The following is a 26,698-nucleotide window of genomic DNA, read 5'->3' on the forward strand; positions in this document are numbered from 1 at the left end:
AAGGCGTAAATGACTCGAATTCTTATATTTTGTAAACTTTACCAAAACTTCTTTTCAGTAAATGTTTATTTCAATCTTTTTAACTCCTCAACCTTCTGTTGAGTGTCGCTCTAAAAGCGGATGCAAAGATAACAACTTTATTTTCTCTTTACCAAATAAATTTTGAAAAATTTTTATTTCTTTTTCTAAACTTATTTCAATCCTAAAAAGTTATTTTTCAGCAACTTAAACCCTTCTCAAAGCTTCATTATTTTATCTTTTCGCCCTTCTTTAAAAGCGGCTGCAAAGATAAGTGATTTTATTTTTTAAATCCAAATAAAAAATCAAAAAATTTATTTCTTTTTTTCTTCTTTATCGAACTCCTTAAAACCTGCTCTGTACTAAGTTATTCCTCCCTTATAAAGTTATCATTATGTCATCTTTTTGTCTCGCCTTTCGTTCAAAGCGGGTGCAAAGAAAGAGACTTTAATTCTAACATCCAAACAAAATTGAATTATTTATTTTGCAGAAATCCTAAGATAAGAACTAAACCACTTTTTGTCAAGTGGTTAATTAGCGAAAGTTTTTTTTTATTTCTCAATCTCCTCTTTAAATCTATTCATATAGGAGGAATAATCCTTCTATATAATAGTATTCAACTTGAATTTACTATACGAACAATTAACATCATAAATTAACGCTTCTTGTTTCGATCATTTAATTACAATAACCCATAATGAATCACTACTACTTCTCCATAAGCAAAAAAGAGAAGCTTTCGCCTTGAGACAATAAGATTAGATGTTCATTTTCTTTTTTGGATTCTTTGTTATAAGTATTTTTAAAAAAAAGCTATCTGTCCATTTGACAAGTAAAAAACTACCCTTTACTAATAGACAGACCAATAAAACACAAAAGGAGGTTAAAACCTCCTTCGTCTATTTTACTCTATCTAATATACGTTGTGGTATCTTACCTTCCTTACCATTGGCTTTCATAAGTTCAATGTATTTATTGTAAGCTTCTTTTGCTTTGATATTTTCATTTAAGCCCCAATAAGCATCTCCAAGGTTAATATAGGCAACCGTGCGATTGGGGAATTTTAATATTATTTTTTCTATAATATATATTGACTCCTTATAAATTTTTCTTTGTTCTAAGTAATAGGCAATATCATTATAAATACTAACATTAGATATCGTCAAAGAAAACTTACCAAACAGTTGTTCATAGCGATCAATACATATTAATTCATTTTCTGCTTTATTTTGCATTCGATTTACAAATTCTCTCAAATTATCCTCAAAGCCATATTTATTATAACATATTTTTAAAGAATCATCCGCATCATTTTCATCTATAATAAGAGCATTAATTTGATTTGTAAAATCCTTCAATAATACATTCTGCTTTATCTCACATATTTTTATTCTACTTGGATCTTCTTGCCAATTCACGCTTTCAACAATCATTTTAGTCAGCACCCAATTGTCCATCCTAAACCCAATATAATAGTCTTTATTATAAGTTCCTCTATCAGGAAAGTAAGTTTTTATAACTAACACATTTTCATCGTCATTTGGTTTAAATACTTCTCTTATAATCAGACCTCCATCTTCTGAAAAATTAGTTGACTCCAGTTCCTTCTTATAGACATTGTCTCTATTAACAAAGAACACAAGTTTATTACCCTCATATGGTTTACTATAAAAAATTCTATCTAGAACACCATCATCATTAACATCTATAATAACCATTTCAAAGGCATCATCATTCTCATATTCAATTATTCCTTTTTCTTTAGCGAAACTTTGTAAAGTAATTAATAAGAAAATAAAAATACTACCTCTTATTTTGACAACTTTTTTCATAATCAAATATAATTTTTAATTTATTAACATAATCACGCCTTTCACTCAAACCGTTACTACCTCCATTTACAAGCCAACTTATAACATCTGTATAGTCATCATCTGCAATTAATCCAAAGTCAATCGTATAATAGCTTTTCACAACACCATCCTCTTGATATTCTATTCTATCTTTTTGATAAGAAGGATTTTTACTCGTCACATACGAGGGAGCGGACGATGGTGCTGTCCATGTTGTACCTGACCCAAGTTTTTTACCTTGTTTCCAATACCACCCAGCTGAATCTACTGCATTTTTTAGATTATTTGCAATTTTCTCAAAATCAGTAACGCAATCAACCCCACTAAAAACTTTATACATTTTATAATTACTTTCCCATGTTAATTGCATTAACCCCCTTCCTCTCCATGGATCATAAGATAGATTCTCTCCATACTCTCTAGTAGTCCTTAACCTATCTGTTTCTAGATAAATCTGAGATAGAAAATGAATTTTCCTTAAACATGTGTTTATTTCATACTTCTTAAAGGCAAGATTCAACTCCTCTGTAAACCTTTCAAAGTTCTTATCAATCTTTGGGATATTACAATTTGATTTCCAAAAAAGCTTATCCTTATTTTCACCCTGATATACATCTGGCTCTGTTTCACGCAAGGCAAGAACAATTGCTCTTACCTCATCTACAAGCATATCCCTATTACAATAACAACTAAAGCACTTCTTCACCTGCTCAACAAAAGCTACAGGATGAAAATGGTAAACGACAGGTTTTTCTATTGGAAACGGACTTAAAGGTATTTCTCGTTCGGGTTCGTCACTATTGGTAATTTTTTCGTACATCCACTTACCAAACTTATACGACAAATACCCTCCCGTTATAATAGATGTTGTCACTAAGTCTCCATTAACCCATTTGGTTAAGTAACTACTTTTGCGGGCTTCTATGCCTTCCCACAGTGCCAGTTGGTTTACTTTAGCTTCGAAGGCATCGAGGCGTTCTTCTTTTAGAGTTTCAAGATCTTTTTTTAATACCTCATCTTCTTCCTGCTCAATACCTTTGTCTAAAACCGCTGTTACTTCATCCATTAGAGGCGTAAGGTATTTACCACCATAAGCCCACTCATTATGGTGTTTACATACAAAATGCGATAGTTTATTGGCTGTATAGTGGTTGTTCAATGCACTTTGTAATTCATGAGGTTCTAAAATGCCATTATTATCTTCATCTACTACATTACAAATCTCAGTAAAAAAGGCGTTTTTATTTTTAAAATCGTAAATATAATTATTGTCATCATCTTCTTTTACCACAAAACCAAATTTACTCCAGTTATATGCTGAGAATGTTTCTCCTAAGTCATCTTTACTAATTAGTCCTTTGTACTTTATAGCTACGCCGTTTTTTTGAAGACCGGTTGGCTCTATGAGGTACCATTTTTTATCATCTTTGTCAGTAAATTGTTTACCTTCTTTGATATTTACAATTACATCGGATTCTATTTGGGTATTGACATTATCTTCTTCGGGGCTGATAATGTATACCTCTGAAAGCTCTTTATTGAGCCTAAAGTACTTTTTTGTTTCGATTGTGGTAGTTACTACCGCTGTTGCCGGGGCTGCAACAACTAGTGCAAGCGGTGCGTCTACTCCAAAGCCAACTACCTCTGCACTATTTTGAGAACCTGCGTTTACTTCAGCGGTCAGGTTGGTAGTTTGAGAATTAGCATTTGTTGTTGTTGTTGTAATGGTAAAAGTGAGTGTTTTCTCCTCCAGCTCTTCATTTTTCACCCAAAATGTTTGCCCTTTGTTGGGTGTTTGAAATTCTACCTTTCGGTTGTTACTAGTTTGATTACTCGTATTGTAGTTTTTTATGAGTTTAACCGCATCACCCATTTGAGCGATATCACCAACAATTGCATTAAACTCCGTTAATGCATTTTGGTTTGCTGTTACATTACTTCCTTCATTGCAAAAAGCATAGAGCTTGGTCGTGGAACTATAATCCTGAGGAAGATCGATACTTCGGTTATTTACAACCACCTCCAAATTATCCACCTCCACTTCTGTATATCCATCTGTAGTTTTCCCCGTTTTCTTTATCGGCAGGTTTTTAATCACTTTTAATGGCAGCTTCCTTTTAAGTTCAGTACCCTCGGTAATTTTTGTAAAATTTTTATTTTTTTCTCCATCATCCTTGGCATTATTTAAAAAATCATTGACTTCTTCGTGAGTGAAAACTTCAACGTGACATCCCCTGTATTCTTCTTTTTTCTCAAAACCATTTAGCCCTGCATAACCTATTATATCTCCGGCTTTTACTTGGTAACACTGATCATTGATTACTTTGTCTGTATCTTCTTCCTTTAAAGCAACTACATCAACAATACTTAATCCATCGGAATGGCAATAACCATTAACACTCTCTCCTCCAGCTTTCTTCACTTTTAACCAACCGGTTTTACCTTTATATTTCTCGTATATTTCTATTGCTATACCTCTAGCAAGCAACTTTTTTAAATCAGACTTTGGGTCAGCTTTTTCTCTTAGTTCAGCACCGTAATCACCATTTGAACCAGAAAAAGGTTCTGCTAGTACCTCTCCTGTTTCCTTATCTACAAGTTGAACGTTATTATATTTTTTAATCCATGTATAACCTATAATCTCTTTCCCATTTGGTGTTATGTATTTAACCTTTCTCCTATCATTATTATTTGGTTCTTCTAAAAAAGATAATACTGTACCCTTTGCCGCAACTGCCAAAGTTGTGCCGCCACTACTACTTGATTTAATAGTTACCCCTTTAATTTGAATAGTATCATTGGCTTCATTAGCGACCGTATATGAATCAATAGTTAGAAACCCAGGAAACTTACCTTTTCCCATTTCTAAATAACTTGCCAGATGATTATAAAGCGAGTAAAAGTTTAACTCTAAACCATTTGGACTTTTATAATTATGCTCTATCAGAACAAAACCATTGGAATATTCACTGGTTTTATTGTCAATAGTTTCAGTATGATATTCCTTGGGTACTCTATAAGCAATTATTTTACCATCAGCCATGGCCTTAATTGGATTATCACCCTCATAGTGAATACCTCCATGCCAGGTATTCATCCTACCTATTGGGTAATAACCAGTTAAATTAGATGCACCTTTTAAATAGAATGGGTATTTATCGTTCCCATTCTTGGGATCAACAGGATATACAAACTTCATAGTTTAAAATATCAATTTAGTGACTAAATGTGATGTCAGGCAAAAAGCCATGTTGCTTTGCTTCTTCTTTCACTCTTTTTTGTACTTCCTTAGCTTGCTTTAGCTGTTGGGCATTGTTGCTACCTGTTACTACATCTTTAAGCTGATTGGCAAGCACATTTATTTTAGCAAAAGTAGGCATTGGAATTTCAGCCAGCTTCATTGACGCTTTCGCTCCTGGTGTTGCAGTACTTACCATTACGGTTGGTTCACCAGCTGTAATCATTCCGCCATGGGCTGTCAGGCTTCCTTGCACAGCTACAGGAGTTCCATTGATTAATACGGTTGGTTCACCTTGAGCAATCACATCCGGAGGTCCTATACATACACACATGTCACCCATTAAAGCTGCAGGTTTTCCGTTGATTAATACATTAGGTGCACCCGGTCCACTTACTGGTCCTCCAACATGGGGAACATATCCTGTTACCATAGGACAAACATGCATGCTACCCATAGTAGCTATCGGTTTTCCGGCCATTTGTAAAGTGTTTATTTTTAATACTTTGTTAGCATCAAAAAAAACACACGTGTTTTTTGAAAAATGTAACGTGTTTTTTGAAAAAAGACGTGTGTTTTTTATAAAAATGTAGCGTGTTTTTTTTAGCAACACGCTACATCTATTTTTAATTACTTGCTACCTTTTCGTATTTTAAGGTTTTAAGCATGTCTTTTAGCTTGGTACTTGGCGTAAATATGGCCTTGGCACCAATGATAGAAGATGACGAAACTTCTTCTTCTTTCTCCTCGCCTTTACTTTTTACATTTAAACGAATACTGCCTAAATCTCCTAACCTAACAATTTGTCCATCCTCCAATGATTCCTGCATCATTTCAACCATAGCATACAATACTGCTCTGATATCAGCTCCTCCAACTGTACTATTTTTCTCAATTCGTTTTGTAAGTTTTTCAAGCGTTAATTCTCCACTTGACGAAGTGCTGGCATAATACTTTTTTGTTCCTCCACCAGCTACTCCTGGTTGTCCTTTTTCAATAACTTTAAATTTAACTGACATAAAACAATAGTTTAAGGGTTATTAATACTTCATATATATAATGATAATCTTTCCTTTCGAATCTGTTCATTACATCACTTCCACTTTTCCACTTGCACCCTGAACTGCAGTCATTTTACCTTCAACAGTTGTTTGGGTACCAACCAATCCAGCCTTCATTTTACCTTCAACAGACACATTCTGTCCACTCATCGCGGCATCTGTTTTAGCTGCAACAGTAGCTGCACCTCCTGCATTTACAGTAACATCTCCATCACTTTGTATGACTACATTACCTTTTGCCTGTTTATTTAAATCACCTTCGGCAGCAATATCAATATTACCTTTGGCTCCCATCACAATATTTTCTTCGGCACTTATATTTATGTTCTTGGCTGCTATATCAATATTTTCGGCAGAATTGATAATTAACGATTTATTGGCAGTATCAAAGGTGATAACACTACCTTCATTATCGTAAATGTTTATTTTTTCCTCTCCGTTCTTATCGTTTAGTTCAATAGTATGCCCGCTACGGGTCCGGATTACTTTAGCATCATTGTTCTCGGTTGTAAATTCATCTACTTTTAAAGTTCCGTTATATAACGAACCTATTACAAAAGGCATTTCTACATTATTACCCTCAAAACCCACCATTACTTCTTCACCTAGCTCGGGTATAAAATGGAATCCTTTATTGGCTCCACCATGAGGTTGTGCGATACGTATCCAGGGTGAATATGCACTCGTTTGCCACGGAAATTGAACCCTGATACGTCCTAATGTTTCGGGATCGGCATTTTCCATTACAACGGCACGCTGTGTTGAACAGTTATTTTGAGCATGAATATTTGTATATGGAGGATTTACTACTCCTTCAGGGATGGCTTCAAAATGATTTTGATAATCACCCGACTCACTTGCAAAATGCTTTACACCAACCACCACATATTTACCATATTCCACTTCCTGACTTACCATTTGATGAACAATTGAAACTGTGGATCCGATTTTTACACCCGAATTACGCGAGGTTCCGGTTAATAAAACCATACCTGCAACTTTTCCTTCTGCCTGAACACCAACTGCAGTCTGCATATTGACATCCTGACTTCCATCGGCACTGTGTTGTAAATACGATGACGATGGTTGTTGTATATATAATTTTTTTGATTTTTCAGCCACAACACTATAATAGTCGGGTAATGCTGTTCCTTTAGCTAATTTTTGCGTACTGGCTTTATCTGTATAATAATCGTTGGTTACATACTCGGCCAATTTAGGCTTGGTTATCAAACGCAACTTAAAATCAGTTAATTCAACACCATAACTAAGCGTTATTTCATCACCACTATTAGTTCCAAAATTGATCTCTTGTCCATCGTAATACATCCACTCTCCATATTTAATAGCCAGATGTTTTATAAACTCAAAACTACTTTGGTTATACTGTACCGCATATTCAATTATATTAGTATTCAATGGAGTTATTTTAATACCCACACCGTAATCACCCGATACCGCACCTACAATATCTGATAAAGTTATTTTTTCAAAAGTATTACAATGGGGTCCATTATCCATTAGTATTGTAGGACTATAACCTTTTATGACAATACAATCTCCACCAAGACTATCTTGCGATTTATCGGCCTCAACTTCTGTAATAACACCAGCAAAAAACCCCTCTGCCATAGCTGCACTATCATCAAAATTACATATTGTAATATTAACGGTTTGACCAATTAAGTCCTGACTTTTTGTTATGATTGCTAAACCATCTTCTTCAAAATGGTTATACAATAAACCAAACGTAAAATGATGGTGACCTAAAATACACTGCGATAAATAAAAATTATTGATATTCTGATATTCCTGTCCATCGATAGCAACAGTAATAATGGTTTGTAATGCCATAGCTTAATGAGTTTGAAGTCGAAAGTTTGACGGTTATTCCTACGACCTAAATATTCTAATTTTGGTTAATAATTATTGAAGTATAATAAGCGCATTAGCATTATAATCTTCTATAGCCCATTACTTACACTTCTCACTACAAGTTATTTTTATGTTTTAAAGTAAAGAGATGGAAGATGAAAGATATACTTCTCATACTTCCAACTCTTAGAATCAAACACCAACCCGATATAATATATAATTTGAAGCAAGGAGACAAAAAACTACCCCGTCTTACTTTTGGCCTCGACCTAATTACTTCCTATTTTTTCTTAGCTAATAATCAAAAGATCATAAATATGTGGCTCTATAATCATTTTACACAATAATTACTAAACCACCGTCCAGTTATTTGTAACTGTAACATCCTCTAAAACTATTTCTCTGGCAGAGATCGTTACTCTTGTGGTCATTGGATTAGCTCCTTGATGATCAAAATCCTCATCATAACAAACACATAAGGCATCTGTAAAATCCAAACGTTTTAGACGAGACATGGCATCTCTACGATAAAAAGTAATACTGCCATTCTTCTTTTTATTGGCACTCACCATCCAATCAAATAAATCAGTATTTGAAGTTGATTCAATCTCTAAACTAATTAATCCTCCACCGATCGGATTCTGAACAGCCATCCCATTTTTGGCTATGGCCTGATTCATTCCAAAGTGACATTTCAATACATTATAATCTGTGTCATCAATAGTTAAAGTAGATAAAAAAGACATAGTTATACAGGTAATAGTTTGTTAAATTATAAATGGATAAGTAGATTCTACTCGCAATAAACAAGGCTAAAAATCAAAAACTCACACTCTTTTATTTGAGAGAGGTACACTTAATCACTTCAACTCTCAAAAATATCCACATCTTACAAACCAGGATACTTAGCACATGAAATCTACTATAAATTGCTGCCACAATAAATGTGACAGCATAAGCTGTCAGGATAGTATAATTCTAATAATAAAGTTTTACCTTTACACCGTTAGTATGTTGCAGACATCCTGACATTTTCAAGAAGGGCGACAGTGCAATGTCGTCCTTCGTTATAATAAGCACTTACTTACTACACCCATTCATTAACATGCTCACCATTACCCATCTTAATCTCACGAGCAGAAATAACAAAAGCCTCAGACATAGGCATATTATCTACCGAGTTAAATTTTTCTTCATATTTAACTAAGTATCCTTCAGTAAAAGCCAATTCTTTTTGTTTTGAATCAGTATCTCTTTTATAAAAAGTGATCGTACCATCTTTTCTTTCAAAGTTATTACACATCCACTCAAACAATTCCGTACCACCAGTACTTTCAACAGATAATTTAATTCTTCCACCACGAGTAACTGAAGAAGGACGACCAGTTGCATCAACCTCTTGCGTTAAATCATAACTACAAGTAAGAACATTCATTTCTGTTCCTCCAACGTTTAATTTCGCTTTAAATGACATAATTTAAAAATTTAATTAATTAATATAATTTATTTATATAAGTACAAAACAAATATAATAATTTTAACCATTATGTTACTATTTTAACAATTTTATTTTGATTTTATTTTACAACCCGCCGCGACCCTAACAAAAACACACTAAAACACATATAACATTAACTCATTAATAGTTACACCAAAACATAAAACACATAATTAAATTATAAAACAACATAAATTAGCTATTTATTATATATTTTTATATTTTTGTATATAACATATTATTAAAATCACCTAAACCTAAAACAAATGAAAAACACACTTATTTTGTTTATTATACTAACACTACATAACTGCAGTCCCAAAGTGATCCATAACACCAAAACAATAGACTCCTACAAACAAAATGCACTACAAAAGAAATTCGCATACTTATTAAAAATCCCCACCGACAGCATTTACAACTTAAGCCTGTATAAAAATCTTGAAAGTTGGAATTCCACAAAAGATTCCCTTGATTTTGAATCAATACCATATCCGATATTATTCATCAATTATATTTGCTACAAGCAATATCATATAGAACTTCCGAATAGTTATGATGAAATATTAAAAAGTGAAAAGGTTTATCCATATCTTAATACAAACTATCTGAAAGAAGGTGATCTGATTTTCTTTAAACAAAAGAATAATTCACACAAATTAGTGGGTCTATACCTTAAAAACAAGCACTTCACTTACGCCTCAACCAATGGAGAATTAAACTATATAGAAATTAAGGATACGCTAAACAACATTACAATACTATCTAATGCTAAACTATTTAACCGATGAGCACACCAAACATTCAATTAAATCAAATTGCAGAAACCCTAAACAATCTGGGGATCAATATTAAGGCCGAAGTAATTGCCGGATTATTAATCGATTTAGGCATCAATAAAACATCAATACAAACAAACTTCACGAGTAACTTTAACCGTTCATACAGAAAGGATGTTTATAATTCCGAGTATAGAAACGACCAAAACAAAATTGACTTATTCATTCCTAGAAATGGATTTTACGACATGCTACCTGAAGGTCTTTTTCATTCTGAGTATGTTGAAAAAGAAAAAAAGATAACAGTAAAACACCTACTTGACTCACATAATATCCAAAGAAAAGAAGAAGCTAATGCCCGTCTATTTTTTAAACCTTTTGAAAATCATCTTTTTCATTTATTAGTTGAAAATGAAAACAAAGAAAAAAGTCTTTTAAATAACAGTCATGAATTTCGCTCTTTCTTTAAGCAGTTTTGGGGAATAGAATCATGGATAAAAGACAATGAATTTGTTTTTATGATACGCATTCTTCCATATGCAAAAAAAATCAAGGGCAATACAAAACACATTACCCAACTATTATCATGTCATCTAAAAAAAGAAATATCATACAAACGCAGCTGGATAGAAATAAATTTACCTAATTACAAAGAGAAAACCGCAGTAATACTGGGACAAAACTTCATAATTGGCAATACATCCGACAGCCTGCCCCATATCACATTTGTATTGCATGACATTTCAGATGAGGAATTATTAGACTACACTCCCAATGGATACTATTATAAATTCATAAAAATGTATTTCGAATTTCTACTTCCAATAGAAATTGAATACGATATAAAAGTCAAACCTAATTACAATCAAACAAAAGAAGAATTTGGCATATTAGGCCATTCAACTAAATTACAAATCCTTAAAAACTAAGCCTTATGATCATCAAGAGTTTATTAAATGGAGACATCCAAACAATCAGCATTATTATGTTTTTATTTGGAGCTGCCATCATTGCTTTTATAAAAGAAATAAAAAAACTAATTACCAAAGACAAGAAAAAAACGATTATATACCTATTAGTCAGCGCCCTTGCCTTTTCTATTCTTTCCGTATTTAGTATTGAAAACATTATTTCAAAACCATTTACACCCAACTATATTACGCTACAAGCTCTATCATTGATATTTGGAATCATTCATGTATACGCTTTAAACAATGTATTTACATGGGAAAACAATAACAAATGGCTTGCGCAAGTACTATTTTCATTAATTGTAGTTTTAGTTGGTTCCATTATTTTTCTACAATTAGCTGGTTATTGGGGAATAAAAAACTTACACTATCTTTTCTTAACCGGAACATTTACCTTTATGTTGCCATGGATATTTAAAGAGCTATTTGAAAGTGCTATGCGATTACCTCTTGCTGTTTATAAAAAATGGGAATACCCTATACAATCAACTCACGTACAACCTAAACTTGAAGAACTTAAAAACCCAACTCTTATAAAACTGGAAATGAGTAAACACTTTAAAGAAAAAAATGTATCACGATTTACAGTCAAAGCTCCTGAAAATATGGATTTTGGAAAATTCTTTTACCACTTTATCAATGACTACAACCAAAAGCACCCTGAATCAACAATTGAATATAAAACAGCAAAGGGAAGTAATGAATTTGGATGGATATTCTATCGCAAACCTCGTTTTATAGGTTCCTGGAAAATGATTAATGTAGATCAAACGATTACCAGAAATTCAATTAAAGAAAATCACTGCATTGTATGTGAAAGAGTCTTCTAACAATCACACCTAATTACTCACTTCCCTTTTGTAATAGAAGCAAAAGGGAAGCTTGAATCTATAACAATTGCTATATAAACAAGAACAATTAAGCACAGATACTTTTTATCTCATCAATGAAAATAAAAAATAATCCTTTCTTAATTTATTCAAAAGGATGGGTAGATTCAATATGTCAAAGATCTTTTTGTAGCATTATATATGCCACTTTTTAATATAAAAGTCTTACCACCAGGAACAATTCTGCATGATAAAGCAGATTCCTGATTATATAAAACACACTTCAAAAATTATTAATAAATTAAACAGTGACTAATCTGGCCGCGGCTCAATTCATCATCTATTCAACTGACGACAAATAGATAAATCCCGTTCCACTTCCTTTAGCTTATCATTAAGTTTATCTATTGTTTCCACATAAGTATCAATATCTGATTTTGCATCTTCTAACTCTTTCAACTGAGATTTAGCTACTTTTAATTCAAGATAGGTTACAATAACATTGTTATACATATCACCCAAATAGCTTGAATCCCGGGCTGCAAAATTAGTTCTCATAAATGCCAACTCTGTACTTATAAGCTGCTCTACATATTCTCTACTAACACCGTGGGTATCCATTGTATCTAAAAGTGATTTAACACGATTCATTTTTTGAACAAAGTCTTTTTGCTCTTCTGTTTTTAATGACAGATAATCTATTTTATTATGTAGAAATTGATTTTCATCATCAGGAACTTTAAAATTAAAGTAAACAATACCAACAACAAATGCATTGGTAATCACAAACAATAACAGATAAATAAAAAATGCTTTATTTCTCTGTTTTGAATTAATTGGCTTCATAGTTCATCAGGTTTGATTTAGTAACCATACTCCTGTTTATTAACAAACTAACAACAGAAGTGAAATAATTTATTTTTTCTTTTAAGATTTAAAGCTTTACACAAATGCGCTTTTAAGTTAAATTCCAAAAACCTCCTATAGGACGAACGGGATAATTCAATTTCCAAGGAAACTGAATTTCCTTTTTTTTCTGACAACTCCAATCTCCTCCTCTATATCATCCTTCTCTTCTGCCACAAACAGATCTACATCTATTTTCTTTCCTATATAATCCAAACTGGCCAAAACAGTATACATCGCAGTTATTACATCTGCAAAATAAGTAATCTGCTTAACCGATTTATTAATATCATTATGATTGTACTTATGATGTATTAAACCATGAATTAAGTTCTCGAATTCACCTTGTGAAATATCACACCAATCTGATAAATAGGTCATCATTTCATCTCTACCACTGCCCTGCCAAAAATCCAGAACATTATTTATTAAGCGAGCCATTTTAATAAAACTCTGCAACATTTCTATTGGTGTTCTATATATTGACAGGGTTTTATAAGTAGTAATCTCATCAACCAAAAAAACATTTAAACGTAACGACAAATCCAATAATATAGCAGCCAATTCATTCTTCTGTTCCTTTTGACGAATTTTCTGAATCACTTCAATTGTACTTCGCTCAATGCTACTAAGATAATTTTCAAAATTTTGATGCACCCGAATCAATTCCGGAAAGCTTGAAATATTATGGACCGGCGCCATATAGTCCTGATCCACAAGCCAAACACCTTCCTTATTTAATATTCTTCCTAATACAATACAATTTGATCCGTAATATGATTGATCAATATTATCAAAACCAACTACAGAAATATTTATCTCAGGTATTATAAATGGTTTACGAACAGGAACCTCTTCCACATCAGGCTCACCAAATGAAACTCTTTTATGGGGCACAACACTTAAAACAATGGCACAATCACTTTTTTCAGTATCAGGAATTGAAGCATAATAAACTCCCAGATTTTCATTTCTACATTCAAACTCCAATAAATATCCACTAGGAAACAATAGTTTAACATGACTCAACTCAATATTAACACCTATATTTCCATTAATATCAATCCAAACATTTTGCTCATTTCTATCATTATCAACAATTAACCCAAAATTAAATGGAGATATACAAGTCTGCAATACAGACATCTGTAATGATAAATTACTCATTTGCTCCATTACAAAATGAGATTGATTAATATTCATACCATTCAACCAATTAACCGGTCGATGTATTTTAAAATTATCACTTTTAGTCTTCATTATAAAAATCTCCTTTTAATTCGATACCTTATGGTTATTTTGGTTATTTTATTCTCATTCCTCAGCGTTGAAAACTCCTTTATAACAAATTCATTCCCTTTTAATTCTTTTACCAGCTCATTAAATGTAATGTAACTCTGATTTACCAAAACCATTTTATAATCAGTCCCATTATTTAAATATTTAACAAAATCATTCAGATCTCCTTCCTTGGTTAAAATATTAACCAACTCAACCTGCAACTCACTATCTGTTGGTAACAACCAGGCTTCTTCTTCCTGCGATTTCAATTCATCAATTCTTGAATATAAATCCGGAGTTTCAGGAATATACTTATCTTCATCCGCATCATCTTCAACCTCACTAACAATACCTTTTACATTATTATTCTTCTGTTGCTTAACGTAAATACTTTTTTTAACCCGATATCTACTTTCTCCATTTACTATAAGGAACACATTTTTATATCCAGGCTTCTTAAATACGTAATTGAATTGCTTCTCTTTTCCCAAGGAATTTTTCTGCCCTTCTACATACCATTCATAACTCGCAACATTGGAAGTAGGACAAGTAAGCATGATTTTTTTACCTGCAAAAACAGTGGATGGTCCCACAATAAGAGGCATCACTACATCCTGAACTTCCTCATACGCCTTCTCCACGATCACTTTCAAAAATTTCTTATCCCGATTATCCACACACAAACAAACCTCATACTCGCCAGGTTCTTTATAAATATGAACAGGAGAGCGTCTTACAGACACTTTTGTACCATCTCCAAAACTCCATAAGAATGCATGTTTACCGTAGGTTTTATTTTCGAACTTAATCATCTCATTAACCTTATGATTATCTCCCAACACACCAAAATCCACTTCAGCATGAGGTTTATATGAATAAAATTGATAGCTCAAAACACCCACACTTATAATAGCAATAAGCACAAATAAATTTAATACTCTCGAATCAATTCGATACTGAGCTTGAGATATGCTTTTATTACTCATGATTATCAATTAGGCTTATTTTAAAATCTCTTTTTGATCCACAATTAATCGGTAAGGAAATACCTCAGAACCCCTCTCACGCAATTCACTCAACACAATCTTACCTATAGAACTACAATCTTCACCTGATAAATTACCATTTGTTTTTACTTTTATATCAATCGTTCTAACAAATCCCCTTTTCAAATCAACACTCTCCATCATACCTTTCTCAATGCTCAAATCAACAACAAAATCTCTATAGTGCTTATATATTAAACTGGATACATCTCTTGAAGTAACAATCCTTCCTCCCGAAAGCATCGCATGTCTTACTTCATTAATAAACTCTTCATCCTTTAATGCATCCCTTCCGCCACTTAAAGGAGTCAAGGTAAAATTACCCTGCTGCTTTAACATTACTCCTTTTACTGCAAACACAGGAGTATTAACTTTAATACCCGTTAAAGAATTTCCCTTCGTTGTATAATAGTCGATAAACACATAGTCAGGAGCTTGCTCATCAGCAAGAAAGATATATGTGGAGTCACCTTTATTATCTGATTCAGATATAGTATGCTGAAGTTTAGTTGTAATCTGCTTCAGTAATTTAATATCATTTAAAAAATTACCCCTGGCAACATTTAACAACACTGCATTTTCATTACGCATAACCCCCACTAAATAATCTATGATTTCTTTTGCTCCTTTAGCCGTAAGACCTTCAACCTCTTCTTTTCTTAACAAATATGTACCCTCTCTGCCCACACCAACTTCACCTCCATTATACATATGATAATACTTTCCGGTATCGGAGCAAACAGATTTTATGCAATAAAACGAATCCTCTTGTAATAATTGAAAAACTGAGAAATCATTACGCCCCTTAAACACCTTACTATGCTTACGAATATTAATAACAGGTACAGTATTCACAAAACAAAAAAGTTCTTTAAAAACATCCGGATGAATAAATCCTCCAAAATCCACTGTAATAGTAAAAATATGGGAACGTTTCTCGTATTCGTAAGATACATCAACAGGATCAACCTTTAGTTGTTCAGGAATTTCAAGTTTGAAATATTGATGTTTATAAAATTCATTTACCGTATTTTCTAGATTAATTAGCACATTCTCTTCTTCCAACAACTCTTCATTGTACTTGTCAGCTACAACTGAAACCAAAATATTATTAATGAAAAATTTTGCATGCTTCAATTTAGTATAAAACATTTCTTTTGTAATACCTGGTACACGTAAATCAAAGAATACGGGTATCCATTCTAAATCAAAACTTCCTCCATCATAACGTACATCAATTTTTAGTTGCGTATCCTTAATAAATCTACTATCTGAAAAAACAGCCTCACACTTAACTTTAAACCTATAATCCACCACCTCAAAACTTTGTCCTAAAGAATGCATTTTCACAACACCTCCTTTAATTAGATTAACCGATTGAGCTGTAGCAAAGTGAATATTAATTAAATCATTTGATGCAGATCGCACTTGAGTCGTTAGCTCCGTATGACCAGGAAATTCAACATACGACTCTCCTGGATTTAACAACACGATTGAATGTGCGGGTTGAACACCTTTATTTACATATGGAATTAATTTAGACAATAAACTACCTGCCACACGTTCCTGAGTTCGATAAATTTCCTTATAAATTAATTCTGACTCTGAAGAAAGCGCTGTAACAAGCATATTTACCAATGGATCGAAATTATCATGGTTAACATGCCCTTCCATATGCCACATTTGTGCAACCTCTTTTAACATACGGTCGCGTATAAATTCTTTATGAAACATAGAAATTAAAAATAAGATAAGGGCCCCAAATAGAAATACTCAAAATATTTAAATGCCTCGTTAGTCGAAACCAAAAATGCATCAACCTCAATATCAACTCGTTTTTTGATTCGTTTTAAAACAGCAAGACTATTGATCTCAGATTGTGAAATAATTACTTTTATAGCTACACCTTTTAACCTTACTTCCTGGGATAAAATTGCTTTTTCTAAACTATCTTTAATTAAATCCCTCAAACGATTATCTGTAATTGTATTATCAAAATCATACTGCCAAATAGCACATCCGAAAGATGGTTCAAATAAATTTTCACCTAAATATGATGTAATAATTAAATGAAGATGCTGGCTTATTGATTCTCTTAGTGAGATTCGATGAAGTGTATTCCCCTTGATTATTTTCCCAACATCAAGAGGATAGTTAAAATATCCTTCTGTAGTCATAGATTAAGTATGGTTACTGATTATTATATGTAAAATAAAAAACATATAGTAATCTGTAGTTCTGGTTTTATTTAAATCAAAAATATAGAATTTATTTTTATCATAAAAATTCTTGTTTTTAACATTTATATTCTTTCCTAACTTCAAATATGTCTATAAGTCTTTATTTTAAAGGAAAGTTGAAATATGACACAAAATCTCACCAATAAAAAAATGCAATCTTTTACAGATACACTCTTTATTGTGATTAACAAACCATTAATAGTGACTAAGTAACATTTTATAGAGATATTACTATTTTATGAAATTAATTTTATCATTCAATAAACCAGATATTTAAAAATCACACAAACACCCTTCAACCTATGAATAAACCTATATAAGTAGCATTCTATTAAAACCTCGCACTAATCCATTTAACGTTTTTTAACTTATTAATTTTACCTATAATAAATTTGATAGGATTAAAAAATATATTCTATATTCGTATCAACAAAACCAACACAACTTAACATAAATAACTAAACCATGAGATATAACGAAGAATTATTCTCTCCCGAAACAATAAATGCATTTGAAATAGCCAGCCTGGTGGCAATAGAAAACAAACATCCTGAAATTCAACCTGCTCACTTATTAACTGGACTATTACACAAAGGCAGTAAGATCAAAGATCTTTTATTCGCAAATGATATTGACATTTTTTATCTAGAAGAGTGGGCTGAAGTAAAAATGGCCGAATACGATAAATGCTCAACAATAATAGATAAACCGGCCTACAATAAATCCGTTATTCTAATAATTGAAGAGGCTCTAAACATTTCAAAAAATTTCGAAAATGAATTACTTACTCCAATTTATATTTTAGCATCACTTGCCACGCCTGGCGTTGGTTTCTCACATGATGAACTAAAAACATTTATAGTTACTTCTGATCAAATTATAAGTCTTAGAGAAAATAGTTCCCACTTACCTTCACAACCAGAAAACAAAAAAATTGTAAATCAACCAGATTATTTAATAAATTTATTATCCACTAATTTTCAAGATTTTAAAGTCATCGGAAGAGATCAGGAAATTTTGCATATTACTGAAATAATTGGCAGAAAAAATAAACCCAATGTGGTTATAACGGGTGAAAAAGGTATTGGTAAATCAAAACTAATACAAGGCATTGTTTCTATTATAAAAGAAAAAAAGACATCTACTATTTTTCAACATAGTATGTTTTTTGAATTAGACACAAACCTTCTTGTATCTGGCATCACTCACAAAGGAGAATTAGAAGAAAGGTTAAGAAAAATATTCAATTACCTCAATAACTTCAAACGTCCTATATTATTCATTGATGAAATACAAATTATTTTAGATGACCCTAATAATGGCAAAAGCATATACTTTCTACTTAAAAATCAATTAAGTAAATCAAATTCTATAATTATTTGTACCGCCTCCAATGAAGCATATTTAAAACTATTTGAAAAAGACAATCCTTTACAAAATTATTTTGAAAGATTTCAATTAGATGAACCTGATCAAGAAAGATCAACTCTTATGATTTATGCTAACAAAAAACTACTTGAAAGCCATCATAAAATATCCATTGATCGCCAATCAATAAAGGAAGCGGTAAAGTTAGCAAAACGATTTCTACCTGAGTCACAACTTCCTGATTCTGCAATTATGTTATTAGATAGCACAATGTCTTCTATTCGCACTCAACTCGACACAATCCCATCTGAGTTAGCAATTAACAAGAATAGATTAACTGATAAAAATTTTGACAACAACAGCATCATTCTAAGCTTAAAAAGATTATTAAAATACACAGGATTAGAAGCTGAAGAAAATATTGACATAAAGAATTGTAACGAAGTTTTCAAAAAGATACAATCATATATTGAAACCCGCCAAGACTGCGTTAATCATACAGATCTTGCAAACACTATTGGTAGAATCAGAAAAATTCCTGTAGGAAAAATTGTAACTAAGGAAAGAGAACGCCTTCTAAATATGGAAGATATTTTGCATAAAACTGTAATCGGACAAAGCATAGCTATTTCAACAATTTGCGATGCCATTCTGGAATCAAGATCCGGATTAAACAAACCCGGACTTCCTATTGGATCATTCTTTTTTCTGGGACCAACGGGAACAGGAAAAACTGAATTAGCGAAACAACTTGCTCAATATTTATTTCAAAGCAAAGAGTCACTAATTAGGTTTGATATGTCAGAATTCAAAGAAGAACACTCTGCAGCATTATTATATGGAGCTCCTCCAGGATATGTGGGCTATGAAGAGGGAGGAATGCTAGTGAACAAAATAAGACAAAAACCTTATTCTGTAGTACTATTTGATGAAATAGAAAAAGCACATCCGTCCGTCTTTGATATTTTTTTACAAATTCTTGATGAAGGTAAGTTACACGATCGGTTGGGTAAAACAGGAGACTTTAGCAATGCAATTATTCTTTTTACCTCAAATATTGGAAGTGAAAAAATAATTAAACAATTCAACAATAGTGGAAATCTACCAAATCAAACCACGCTCATGGAAGATATGGCCTCATATTTCAGACCTGAGTTTCTTGGACGCATTACAGGTCTTGTTCCTTTCTCTCCTATTACAGAAAATATGATCGAACGAATATTTGATATTCAAATAAGTGAGTTGGAAGAATCTCTTCTTCAACATAAAATTATATTAAAAATAGATGACGAAGCAAGGTCGTTATTAGCCAGAGAAGGATATAATCCACAATATGGAGCTCGCCCTCTCAGAGGAATTATTCGTACAAAACTAAAAACACCTTTATCAAGAATGATCATCAGAGAAGAGATCAAAAAAGGATGTACTATTCAAATATGCTTAACTGAAAAAATGGAGATTAAACTTAATGTTGTCCATAAAAATGAACCTGTTACAATCGACGTATTAATATAAAGAACATGGATTATTCAATTTAGATGACCATTATAAAATCAATTACAATCTAAAAAACTTAACTATGAGTACAAATACTTACGGATTAGGCGGAACAGAAGTTAAACTTGACTCTAATGAAGCTATTCAGGAAATCCCTCAAAACAAAACGCTATTTGTTGAAAAATTAACGTCTGACACTCCTATTAAACCAGAAATTATTAAAGGTATAAAAACGGTGGAAGAGGTTTTTGAGCATTACAAACCTCAAGTCAATATCGACTTTGAAACAAATGATGGTACTACTCAAAAAGAGATTCTTCAGTTTAAAAACTTAGGTGATTTTGGCGTAAAGGGAATAACAAATCAAAGTCCATTTTTGAAAGATTTGTCGACCGAAAAAGATCAATATATCAGGATTATAAAACAGCTAAAGACAAATAAAATACTAAAAGCTGCATTAACTGATAATGAAGCAAAGGAGGCATTAAAAAACGCAATTAAAGGCTTACTAGAAGAATTAAACCAAACTAAAGATTTATAACATGGCTGAAACTCAAGCACAGGTTGCTGCAAATGCACAAGGTGAACAACTATCATTAAATGAAAGCTTTGACCAATTAGCAAAATATGGTGGTTTCGAATTATTGGAATCATGTATAGACAGTGTTCAAAATATGAATCCAGAACGCAAAGCCCGCAAAAGAATATTTCTGTCTGAAAATGCAAAAAAAGAAGAACGATCTTTACTTAAAAAGAATCTGGAAATTTGGGAAACAATAATAGATGGAGCAGATGATATTCTTGAAATGATTGACAATTGCAAAGAAAAAGCTGAAGAATCAGAGCAAACACTGATGAAAAATCTCTCTAAGGCAATTGAAAATACAAGAGACCTTGAACGTTCCTATAGAAGTATAGCTCTCTTTTATAAAAACACAGAAGAATCAAATATTAAAAACATATCCATTCTTAATGCAGAAATGGATCAATTAAAAGACCTTGATAATACACGGTTTATTGATTCTGTTACAGAAGAATTAACCAATTCGTATGATCGACTAGATCTAAGTGACAATTATGGAATTCTTGTATTACCTGGCTATTTAGGATCAAATATGGTAATAGAAAAATGGGCTAAAATTGCTCATGAAAACAAGGTAATGCTTATTACTGATTTTGAACATCTTGATGAACCAGATGATGTAATGGAAATGTTTGATGCAGCAAATTTAACAGGTGGGGACACATATCGCTCAAATGTAATGATGACTTGCAATTGGCTTGTTGGTAGAGGCCGTTATAGTGAAGTTGGAGAAGATGAAGATCTTTTTATTCCTCCATCAGGAGCTTTAGCAGGAAAGGTATATAGAACTCTTATGTCACAGGTCACCGCAGGAAAAAAATATGGAGGATTAAATGAAATTCAAGGTGTGAGATTTGATCTAAAGAAAAGTGAAATAGCAAACCTTGAAAAAATGGGCTTAATACCAATGGTAAATGAATATGGTAAAGTAATGGCATTTTCTGCAAAAACATTATTTAATGGAGATAATTTAGGTTTACAAACCTATTCTGTAGTACGTGTCTTTGATTACGTTACGAAAGTTATGATGGACTTTCTGAACAGGAGAGCCTTTGAAAACTTTAATGCGAAAACCCGGAAAGAATTATTAGGGCAAATAATCCGTTTCTTAGATACAATATCTGGTCCAGATAAATTAATTGAAAACTTTACCATCAAAAGATTTGAACAAGACCCAATCCAAAAAGATAAAATACATCTTGATATTCATATGAAACCTTTTTTTCCTGCTAAAAACTTTATGATTAAAATGGAAGGGCAAAAAGGTGATGATGGAACAGACTGGGACAGTGAATATGAACAGGCCTAGATTTTTTAAATATTAGGAGAAGTATATTATGTACTTCAGCACCGTATCATAGTTTAATAAATGCGGTGCTGATAAAAATGATCAATAATTATTATTTTAATTAGCTCATCAATCACATTAATAACAAAATTTATAATATCTTTATTTATAATTAATTAGTCAATTCAAAGTAATAGATTGAACAGAGTATTTTAACTTACTTATCGATAAAACGGACTATTTTGAAGAAAAAAATCAAAAATAAGCTCAGTAAAATTTGGCAGTTAAAATATTTCCACTACTTTTGCACCCGCGTTAGAAAATAACGCACTCACAAAACAAGGAGATTCAGTAGCTCAGCTGGTAGAGCACATCCCTTTTAAGGATGGGGTCCTGGGTTCGAACCCCAGCTGAATCACTTAAGGAGAGCAACACTGTTCTCCTTTTTTATTAAGATTGTGGTAATCCACAATTTGTTTTGTCCCATGGTGTAATTGGCAACACGTCTGATTTTGGTTCAGAAGAGTCCAGGTTCGAGCCCTGGTGGGACAACAAAAAGCGCTGATAATCAGCGCTTTTTTCGTTTATTGACAACGCATTTGACAAAGCTCCCACAAATTTCACTTCCTCTTTATAAAATTTATTGTAAAGTGAATGCTGAAACAAACAAAATAAAAAGCAGTCTATTTTAAATATATCCTATAAAAATATTGGAAAACCTAATCTACTAAAATTAATAGTCTATAAAAGCTTAATTCAAAATAACTCTAATTAGAAATTTAAATTTATTTCCATTAAAAGACACATAATCTTCATCACCTTCAAATACATGACAATTTAAAAAGAAACAACAAACTGGCTCTGTATCATTACAATGAGAATAATATTCAGAAAAATACATGTCATTATAATAAATAGATGAATCATTAGACTTAACCAACGGATATTCATCAAGATAATTAAGGTAATACTCAATCACTTGATTAAAATATTTGAAATTTTCACTAGATGACACCATTATATAATAATAGTTTTCTTTTATAGCATAATGATATCCAATAGATTCTGACATATCCGGATAATTAATAAAAAGAACCTCATTATTACTGCTCGAGCCTCCTTCTTTTGGCCACCGAAAGTTATACCAAGTGTCTACATAACGAATCATTCCATGAATTCCGTCAATTTCCATTTGAATTTCTTCATAAGTTAAATACGGTTCAATAATTAACTCAGGAATATTATTAATATAAAACCTTGTTCCATAAGGATCTGGAAACTTATCATCTTCTTTAGTACAACTTAAGAACATAATTAGAAACAACCCTAATATTATACGTCCCATGACTTAATATATTTAAGTAATACAAAGTTACGGTGTATACTAGTGTTTGTAAAGAATAATAAAGCAGGCAACAAGCATTTATTTCAAATTCTTTGTTTGTTTATTTATGCTAACTAAATGATCTTTTACTCAAAATTTGAAGCTGAATTAAATCCCTTTACTGTTATTATGTACCCGTACAGCAATAATACAATATGCGTTATTTTAAAAATGTTTAGTATTTTAGATGTTCAAAATAATCAATGAGCCCAAATGTCTAGCAACTTTATTTTTCTAAAAGAGGAATTTCCAATATTAGCTAATATTGCAGAAACCGCTGAACTTAATATATATTCAGATCCCATTACTGCTCTTTTTAAATTAAGACAGTTCGGAGAAAAGTATGTCCATATTTTGTTTGATGAACATGGATTGGAATTACCTCGTGAAAGCACTTTTCACAACTGCTTAAAAGAACTTGAATATGATGGTGTACTTCCTGAAAGAGTCAAGGATTTGCTTTTTACCATTAAAAATAAGGGAAATGATGCAGTTCATGGAAATAAGGGAACAAGTGAAGATGCTAAAACAATCTTATTTTCTGCATTTAATATAGCCAAATGGTTATGTGAAACTTATTCTATTAAAAGTATTGATTTATCTGATATCAAGTTTACTCCTCCTGTTAATATAGATACACAAAAAGAACTCCTGACTCTTGAAGCCAGTTATAAAGAACTGGAAGATAAATTCAATAAACTACAAGCAGAAAGAAAGACAGAAGGTATTACTGAAGAGCGAGCCAATGAAATTAACATACGCAAGAAGAAAGCTACGGCAAAAATTGAAATGTCGGAAGCTGAAACTCGTGAATTAATTGATGCACAATTACAACAGGCCGAATGAGAAGTAAATACAAATACGCTTAACTATAAAATAAATATTAGACAAAGCTTTTAAAGTAGAGTTGGTGGAGCAATTACCAACAGACGGTGATGCAAAATATTTGTTGGAGGAGATACAAAAGGCTAAGGAGAGTTTGAATACAAAGGGAAAAACTAAAGTGAGAAAGATGAAAGTAAAAGATGATGTTAGTATGGTAGCCGAGCCCAGAACTGAGTATAAAAAGAATAAATAATTATTAATGGAAATAACAAAAATCAAAGCTACCCTCACCCATTTAAAAGAATTAAGAGATAGAAGTATTGAAATTTCTAATTTAAAAGGAGAAAACTTCAATGTTTTTTCAATCTTAGGTCTTGAGCGTAAAGAAAACCAGACACACTCTGCATTTTTGGGAGAGTTGCTAAATCCCAAAGGAAACCATAATATGGGTAATATATTCCTTACACATTTTGTCAATCCTTTAAACAAAGAATCGATAAACAGAATTAATCTACAATCAGCAACTGTTCAGCTAGAGCATTATATCTCAACTGTTGACTTAGAAAATAGCACCGGAGGAAGAATAGATATCTTTATTACTGATGGGCAACATCATATATCAATCGAGAACAAAATATATGCAAAAGATCAGAATAAACAGATTGAACGATATTGTAATTACAACAAAGGAAATAATTCAGTTCTTTATCTTACTCTATTTGGCGATGAACCTTCCATCGAAAGCAAAGGTGAACTAGTATCCGGTAAAGATTACACTTGTATTTCATATAGAAAACATATTATCTACTGGCTTGAATTATGTCTTAAAGAAGCTGCTGACGCACCAATACTTCGCGAATCAATAAAACAGTACATCATACTCATCAAAAAGCTAACAAATCAACTAACCATGGATCAAATGAAAGATAATTACACTCAACTATTTGCAGATAACCCGAAGTTGGTTAAAGAAGCTCAGGCACTTTCTACTGCGGCAACTGAATATAAACAATCTGTATGCGAGACAATTATCAACAACTTGAATGAGCGCATTTCAGATTGGAGTGTACATACTTTCCCTAACAAATTAGAAGTGCGATGTGACTTTATTTCAGATGGTGATGGTTTTCCATTTTGTATTTGGAATAACAATGAAAATAAAGTCTCTAACAATTCCAGAATTATTAAAGCTATTGCTGAAGAATGTGGCAATATAGGTTTTAATGTAGAAGATGGCCCAATAGCCTGGCGTCTTTTAAATGGTTATAAAAGAAACACCCCTCTTGATGCGATGGAAATGGAAGATCTAATACAAATCAAAAATCGTTTAAATAATTTTGTAGAAGAAGGCATAAAGTATTTTGAGGATTTTAAAGCAATAGCAGGAAAAGTAAAGTCTTAATTGTCTTAGCTTTATATTGAAGCTATATAAAACATAATACATACTAATTGCCATATATATTTGTATATACTAAAACATATTTGATATGAAAAAATTAATAATTTTAACAACCTTTATCTTAACAACCTTCATCAATACTCAAGCCGAAGACGATATTTTGCGCATAACCTCAATGCAACAGGTAGATACAAGTAAAGAACCGTCTGCAGTTATTATTGATTGGTCCGAAGATACCGGAGTAATTAAAATGATGGATTATGACGTCGAATTAATGAAAGGTGGTAAAACCTTACATTTTATCCAGACAGGTGATCCGGTAATAAGATCAGGTAAAACGGATGATGGTGTTGTGTATCATCTTCAGACAATACCTTATTATTGTAAGGAGGAAGATAAGAATACTAAAATAACAACGTCCATTTTTGATGATGGTAGATATATGGTGTCTATCCTGTTTATTGACTTGGAAATGATGTATAAATATATGGTTATTAGACTGTAACACATACACTTTGGCATTATCGAAAATACAAAATAGAATTAACAAACACTTGTCCCAAGGCTTAATTCAATTACACTATTGATATAAAATAAGAAAAGCCACTCCTTTTTGTGGCTTTTCTAAACAACCTACTTCTGGCCAACAATTGCTTTAAGGTGTCTGGAATTGCAATAAAAAACTAGACAAAAAGTTAAGCCACATTTCTGATAACCACCTTTCCATACTCATCAGGTGTTTGATAGTTTAAATAAGA

General features: G+C 32.1%; 23 protein-coding genes and 2 tRNA genes. 12 read left to right on the forward strand and 13 right to left on the reverse strand.

Annotation, left to right across the window (positions count from 1 at the left end; genetic code table 11):
- Positions 1–917: 917 nt before the first annotated feature.
- The 7 genes from OM075_RS20485 to tssD (OM075_RS20515) form a co-directional block, all read right to left on the reverse strand.
- Positions 918–1,850, reverse strand: a complete 933-nt coding sequence (locus tag OM075_RS20485; protein WP_301192420.1) for a tetratricopeptide repeat protein — start codon at positions 1,848–1,850, stop codon at positions 918–920.
- Positions 1,822–5,070, reverse strand: a complete 3,249-nt coding sequence (locus OM075_RS20490; RefSeq protein WP_301192421.1) for a hypothetical protein — start codon at positions 5,068–5,070, stop codon at positions 1,822–1,824. Before OM075_RS20490 ends, OM075_RS20485 begins: the two co-directional genes overlap by 29 nt.
- A 16-nt stretch (positions 5,071–5,086) precedes the next feature.
- On the reverse strand, positions 5,087–5,590 hold the full coding sequence (locus OM075_RS20495) for a PAAR domain-containing protein (protein WP_301192422.1): 504 nt from the start codon (positions 5,588–5,590) through the stop codon (positions 5,087–5,089).
- Positions 5,591–5,735: 145 nt separating this feature from the next.
- Positions 5,736–6,128, reverse strand: a complete 393-nt coding sequence (locus tag OM075_RS20500) for an HU family DNA-binding protein (RefSeq protein WP_301192423.1) — start codon at positions 6,126–6,128, stop codon at positions 5,736–5,738.
- A gap of 69 nt (positions 6,129–6,197) precedes the next feature.
- Positions 6,198–8,024 carry a type VI secretion system Vgr family protein gene (locus OM075_RS20505; RefSeq protein WP_301192424.1) on the reverse strand — a complete coding sequence of 609 codons (1,827 nt, stop codon included), beginning with the start codon at positions 8,022–8,024 and terminating at the stop codon, positions 6,198–6,200.
- A 371-nt stretch (positions 8,025–8,395) separates the two neighbouring features.
- The gene (gene tssD / locus OM075_RS20510; RefSeq protein ID WP_301192425.1) at positions 8,396–8,791 is read right to left on the reverse strand and encodes a type VI secretion system tube protein TssD; all 396 of its coding nucleotides are present in this window, start codon (positions 8,789–8,791) and stop codon (positions 8,396–8,398) included.
- Between the two features lie 341 nt (positions 8,792–9,132).
- Complete coding sequence (gene tssD / locus OM075_RS20515; protein ID WP_301192426.1) at positions 9,133–9,519, reverse strand: type VI secretion system tube protein TssD; 387 nt, start codon at positions 9,517–9,519, stop codon at positions 9,133–9,135.
- A gap of 290 nt (positions 9,520–9,809) precedes the next feature.
- On the opposite strand from tssD (OM075_RS20515), the gene OM075_RS20520 reads away from it, so the two are divergent.
- From OM075_RS20520 to OM075_RS20530, 3 genes are read left to right on the forward strand one after another with little or no spacing between them, the layout of a single operon-like run.
- On the forward strand, positions 9,810–10,334 hold the full coding sequence (locus OM075_RS20520; protein ID WP_301192427.1) for an NlpC/P60 family protein: 525 nt from the start codon (positions 9,810–9,812) through the stop codon (positions 10,332–10,334).
- Complete coding sequence (locus tag OM075_RS20525) at positions 10,331–11,251, forward strand: hypothetical protein (protein ID WP_301192428.1); 921 nt, start codon at positions 10,331–10,333, stop codon at positions 11,249–11,251. The genes OM075_RS20520 and OM075_RS20525 overlap by 4 nt, the downstream gene beginning before the upstream one ends.
- A 5-nt stretch (positions 11,252–11,256) precedes the next feature.
- On the forward strand, positions 11,257–12,123 hold the full coding sequence (locus tag OM075_RS20530; protein WP_301192429.1) for a TssN family type VI secretion system protein: 867 nt from the start codon (positions 11,257–11,259) through the stop codon (positions 12,121–12,123).
- Positions 12,124–12,459: 336 nt separating this feature from the next.
- On the opposite strand, the gene tssO is transcribed toward OM075_RS20530, so the two are convergent.
- The 5 genes from tssO to OM075_RS20555 all read right to left on the reverse strand — a co-directional run bounded on the left by tssO (position 12,460) and on the right by OM075_RS20555 (position 17,533).
- On the reverse strand, positions 12,460–12,969 hold the full coding sequence (tssO, locus tag OM075_RS20535; RefSeq protein WP_301192430.1) for a type VI secretion system TssO: 510 nt from the start codon (positions 12,967–12,969) through the stop codon (positions 12,460–12,462).
- A 156-nt stretch (positions 12,970–13,125) separates the two neighbouring features.
- On the reverse strand, positions 13,126–14,289 hold the full coding sequence (locus OM075_RS20540; RefSeq protein WP_301192431.1) for a hypothetical protein: 1,164 nt from the start codon (positions 14,287–14,289) through the stop codon (positions 13,126–13,128).
- The gene (locus OM075_RS20545) at positions 14,289–15,296 is read right to left on the reverse strand and encodes a PKD domain-containing protein (protein ID WP_301192432.1); all 1,008 of its coding nucleotides are present in this window, start codon (positions 15,294–15,296) and stop codon (positions 14,289–14,291) included. Before OM075_RS20545 ends, OM075_RS20540 begins: the two co-directional genes overlap by 1 nt.
- Positions 15,297–15,311: 15 nt before the next feature.
- Positions 15,312–17,090, reverse strand: a complete 1,779-nt coding sequence (locus OM075_RS20550; protein ID WP_301192433.1) for a hypothetical protein — start codon at positions 17,088–17,090, stop codon at positions 15,312–15,314.
- 5 nt (positions 17,091–17,095) lie between these two features.
- Positions 17,096–17,533, reverse strand: coding sequence for a GPW/gp25 family protein (locus OM075_RS20555; protein WP_301192434.1), 438 nt, complete (start codon positions 17,531–17,533; stop codon positions 17,096–17,098).
- 528 nt (positions 17,534–18,061) lie between these two features.
- Here OM075_RS20555 and OM075_RS20560 point away from each other — a divergent pair.
- The 5 genes from OM075_RS20560 (at position 18,062) to OM075_RS20580 (ending at position 22,884) form a co-directional block, all read left to right on the forward strand.
- Positions 18,062–20,479, forward strand: a complete 2,418-nt coding sequence (locus OM075_RS20560; protein ID WP_301192435.1) for an AAA family ATPase — start codon at positions 18,062–18,064, stop codon at positions 20,477–20,479.
- A gap of 64 nt (positions 20,480–20,543) precedes the next feature.
- Positions 20,544–21,002: a hypothetical protein gene (locus OM075_RS20565; RefSeq protein WP_301192436.1), complete on the forward strand. Its 459-nt coding sequence runs from the start codon at positions 20,544–20,546 to the stop codon at positions 21,000–21,002.
- Position 21,003: 1 nt separating this feature from the next.
- Entirely contained in the window at positions 21,004–22,353 is a 1,350-nt protein-coding gene (locus OM075_RS20570; protein ID WP_301192437.1) for a DUF5458 family protein, read from the forward strand.
- Between the two features lie 324 nt (positions 22,354–22,677).
- A tRNA-Lys gene (locus tag OM075_RS20575) sits at positions 22,678–22,750 on the forward strand.
- Positions 22,751–22,811: 61 nt separating this feature from the next.
- Positions 22,812–22,884, forward strand: a tRNA-Gln gene (locus OM075_RS20580).
- A 199-nt stretch (positions 22,885–23,083) separates the two neighbouring features.
- Here OM075_RS20580 and OM075_RS20585 read toward each other — a convergent pair.
- Complete coding sequence (locus tag OM075_RS20585) at positions 23,084–23,677, reverse strand: hypothetical protein (protein ID WP_301192438.1); 594 nt, start codon at positions 23,675–23,677, stop codon at positions 23,084–23,086.
- A 252-nt stretch (positions 23,678–23,929) separates the two neighbouring features.
- Here OM075_RS20585 and OM075_RS20590 point away from each other — a divergent pair, with 252 nt between their 5' ends.
- The 4 genes from OM075_RS20590 to OM075_RS20605 all read left to right on the forward strand — a co-directional run bounded on the left by OM075_RS20590 (position 23,930) and on the right by OM075_RS20605 (position 26,445).
- Entirely contained in the window at positions 23,930–24,562 is a 633-nt protein-coding gene (locus OM075_RS20590; protein WP_301192439.1) for a DUF4145 domain-containing protein, read from the forward strand.
- 64 nt (positions 24,563–24,626) lie between these two features.
- Complete coding sequence (locus OM075_RS20595; protein WP_301192440.1) at positions 24,627–24,794, forward strand: hypothetical protein; 168 nt, start codon at positions 24,627–24,629, stop codon at positions 24,792–24,794.
- Positions 24,795–24,800: 6 nt separating this feature from the next.
- Positions 24,801–25,943 (forward strand): PDDEXK-like family protein, encoded by a 1,143-nt coding sequence (locus OM075_RS20600; RefSeq protein WP_301192441.1) that lies wholly within the window; start codon positions 24,801–24,803, stop codon positions 25,941–25,943.
- A gap of 85 nt (positions 25,944–26,028) precedes the next feature.
- Positions 26,029–26,445 carry a hypothetical protein gene (locus tag OM075_RS20605; RefSeq protein ID WP_301192442.1) on the forward strand — a complete coding sequence of 139 codons (417 nt, stop codon included), beginning with the start codon at positions 26,029–26,031 and terminating at the stop codon, positions 26,443–26,445.
- Positions 26,446–26,698: the final 253 nt, after the last annotated feature.

The sequence above is a fragment of the Plebeiibacterium sediminum genome (assembly GCF_026013605.1).
GTDB classification, from domain to species: domain Bacteria; phylum Bacteroidota; class Bacteroidia; order Bacteroidales; family Marinilabiliaceae; genus Saccharicrinis; species Saccharicrinis sediminus.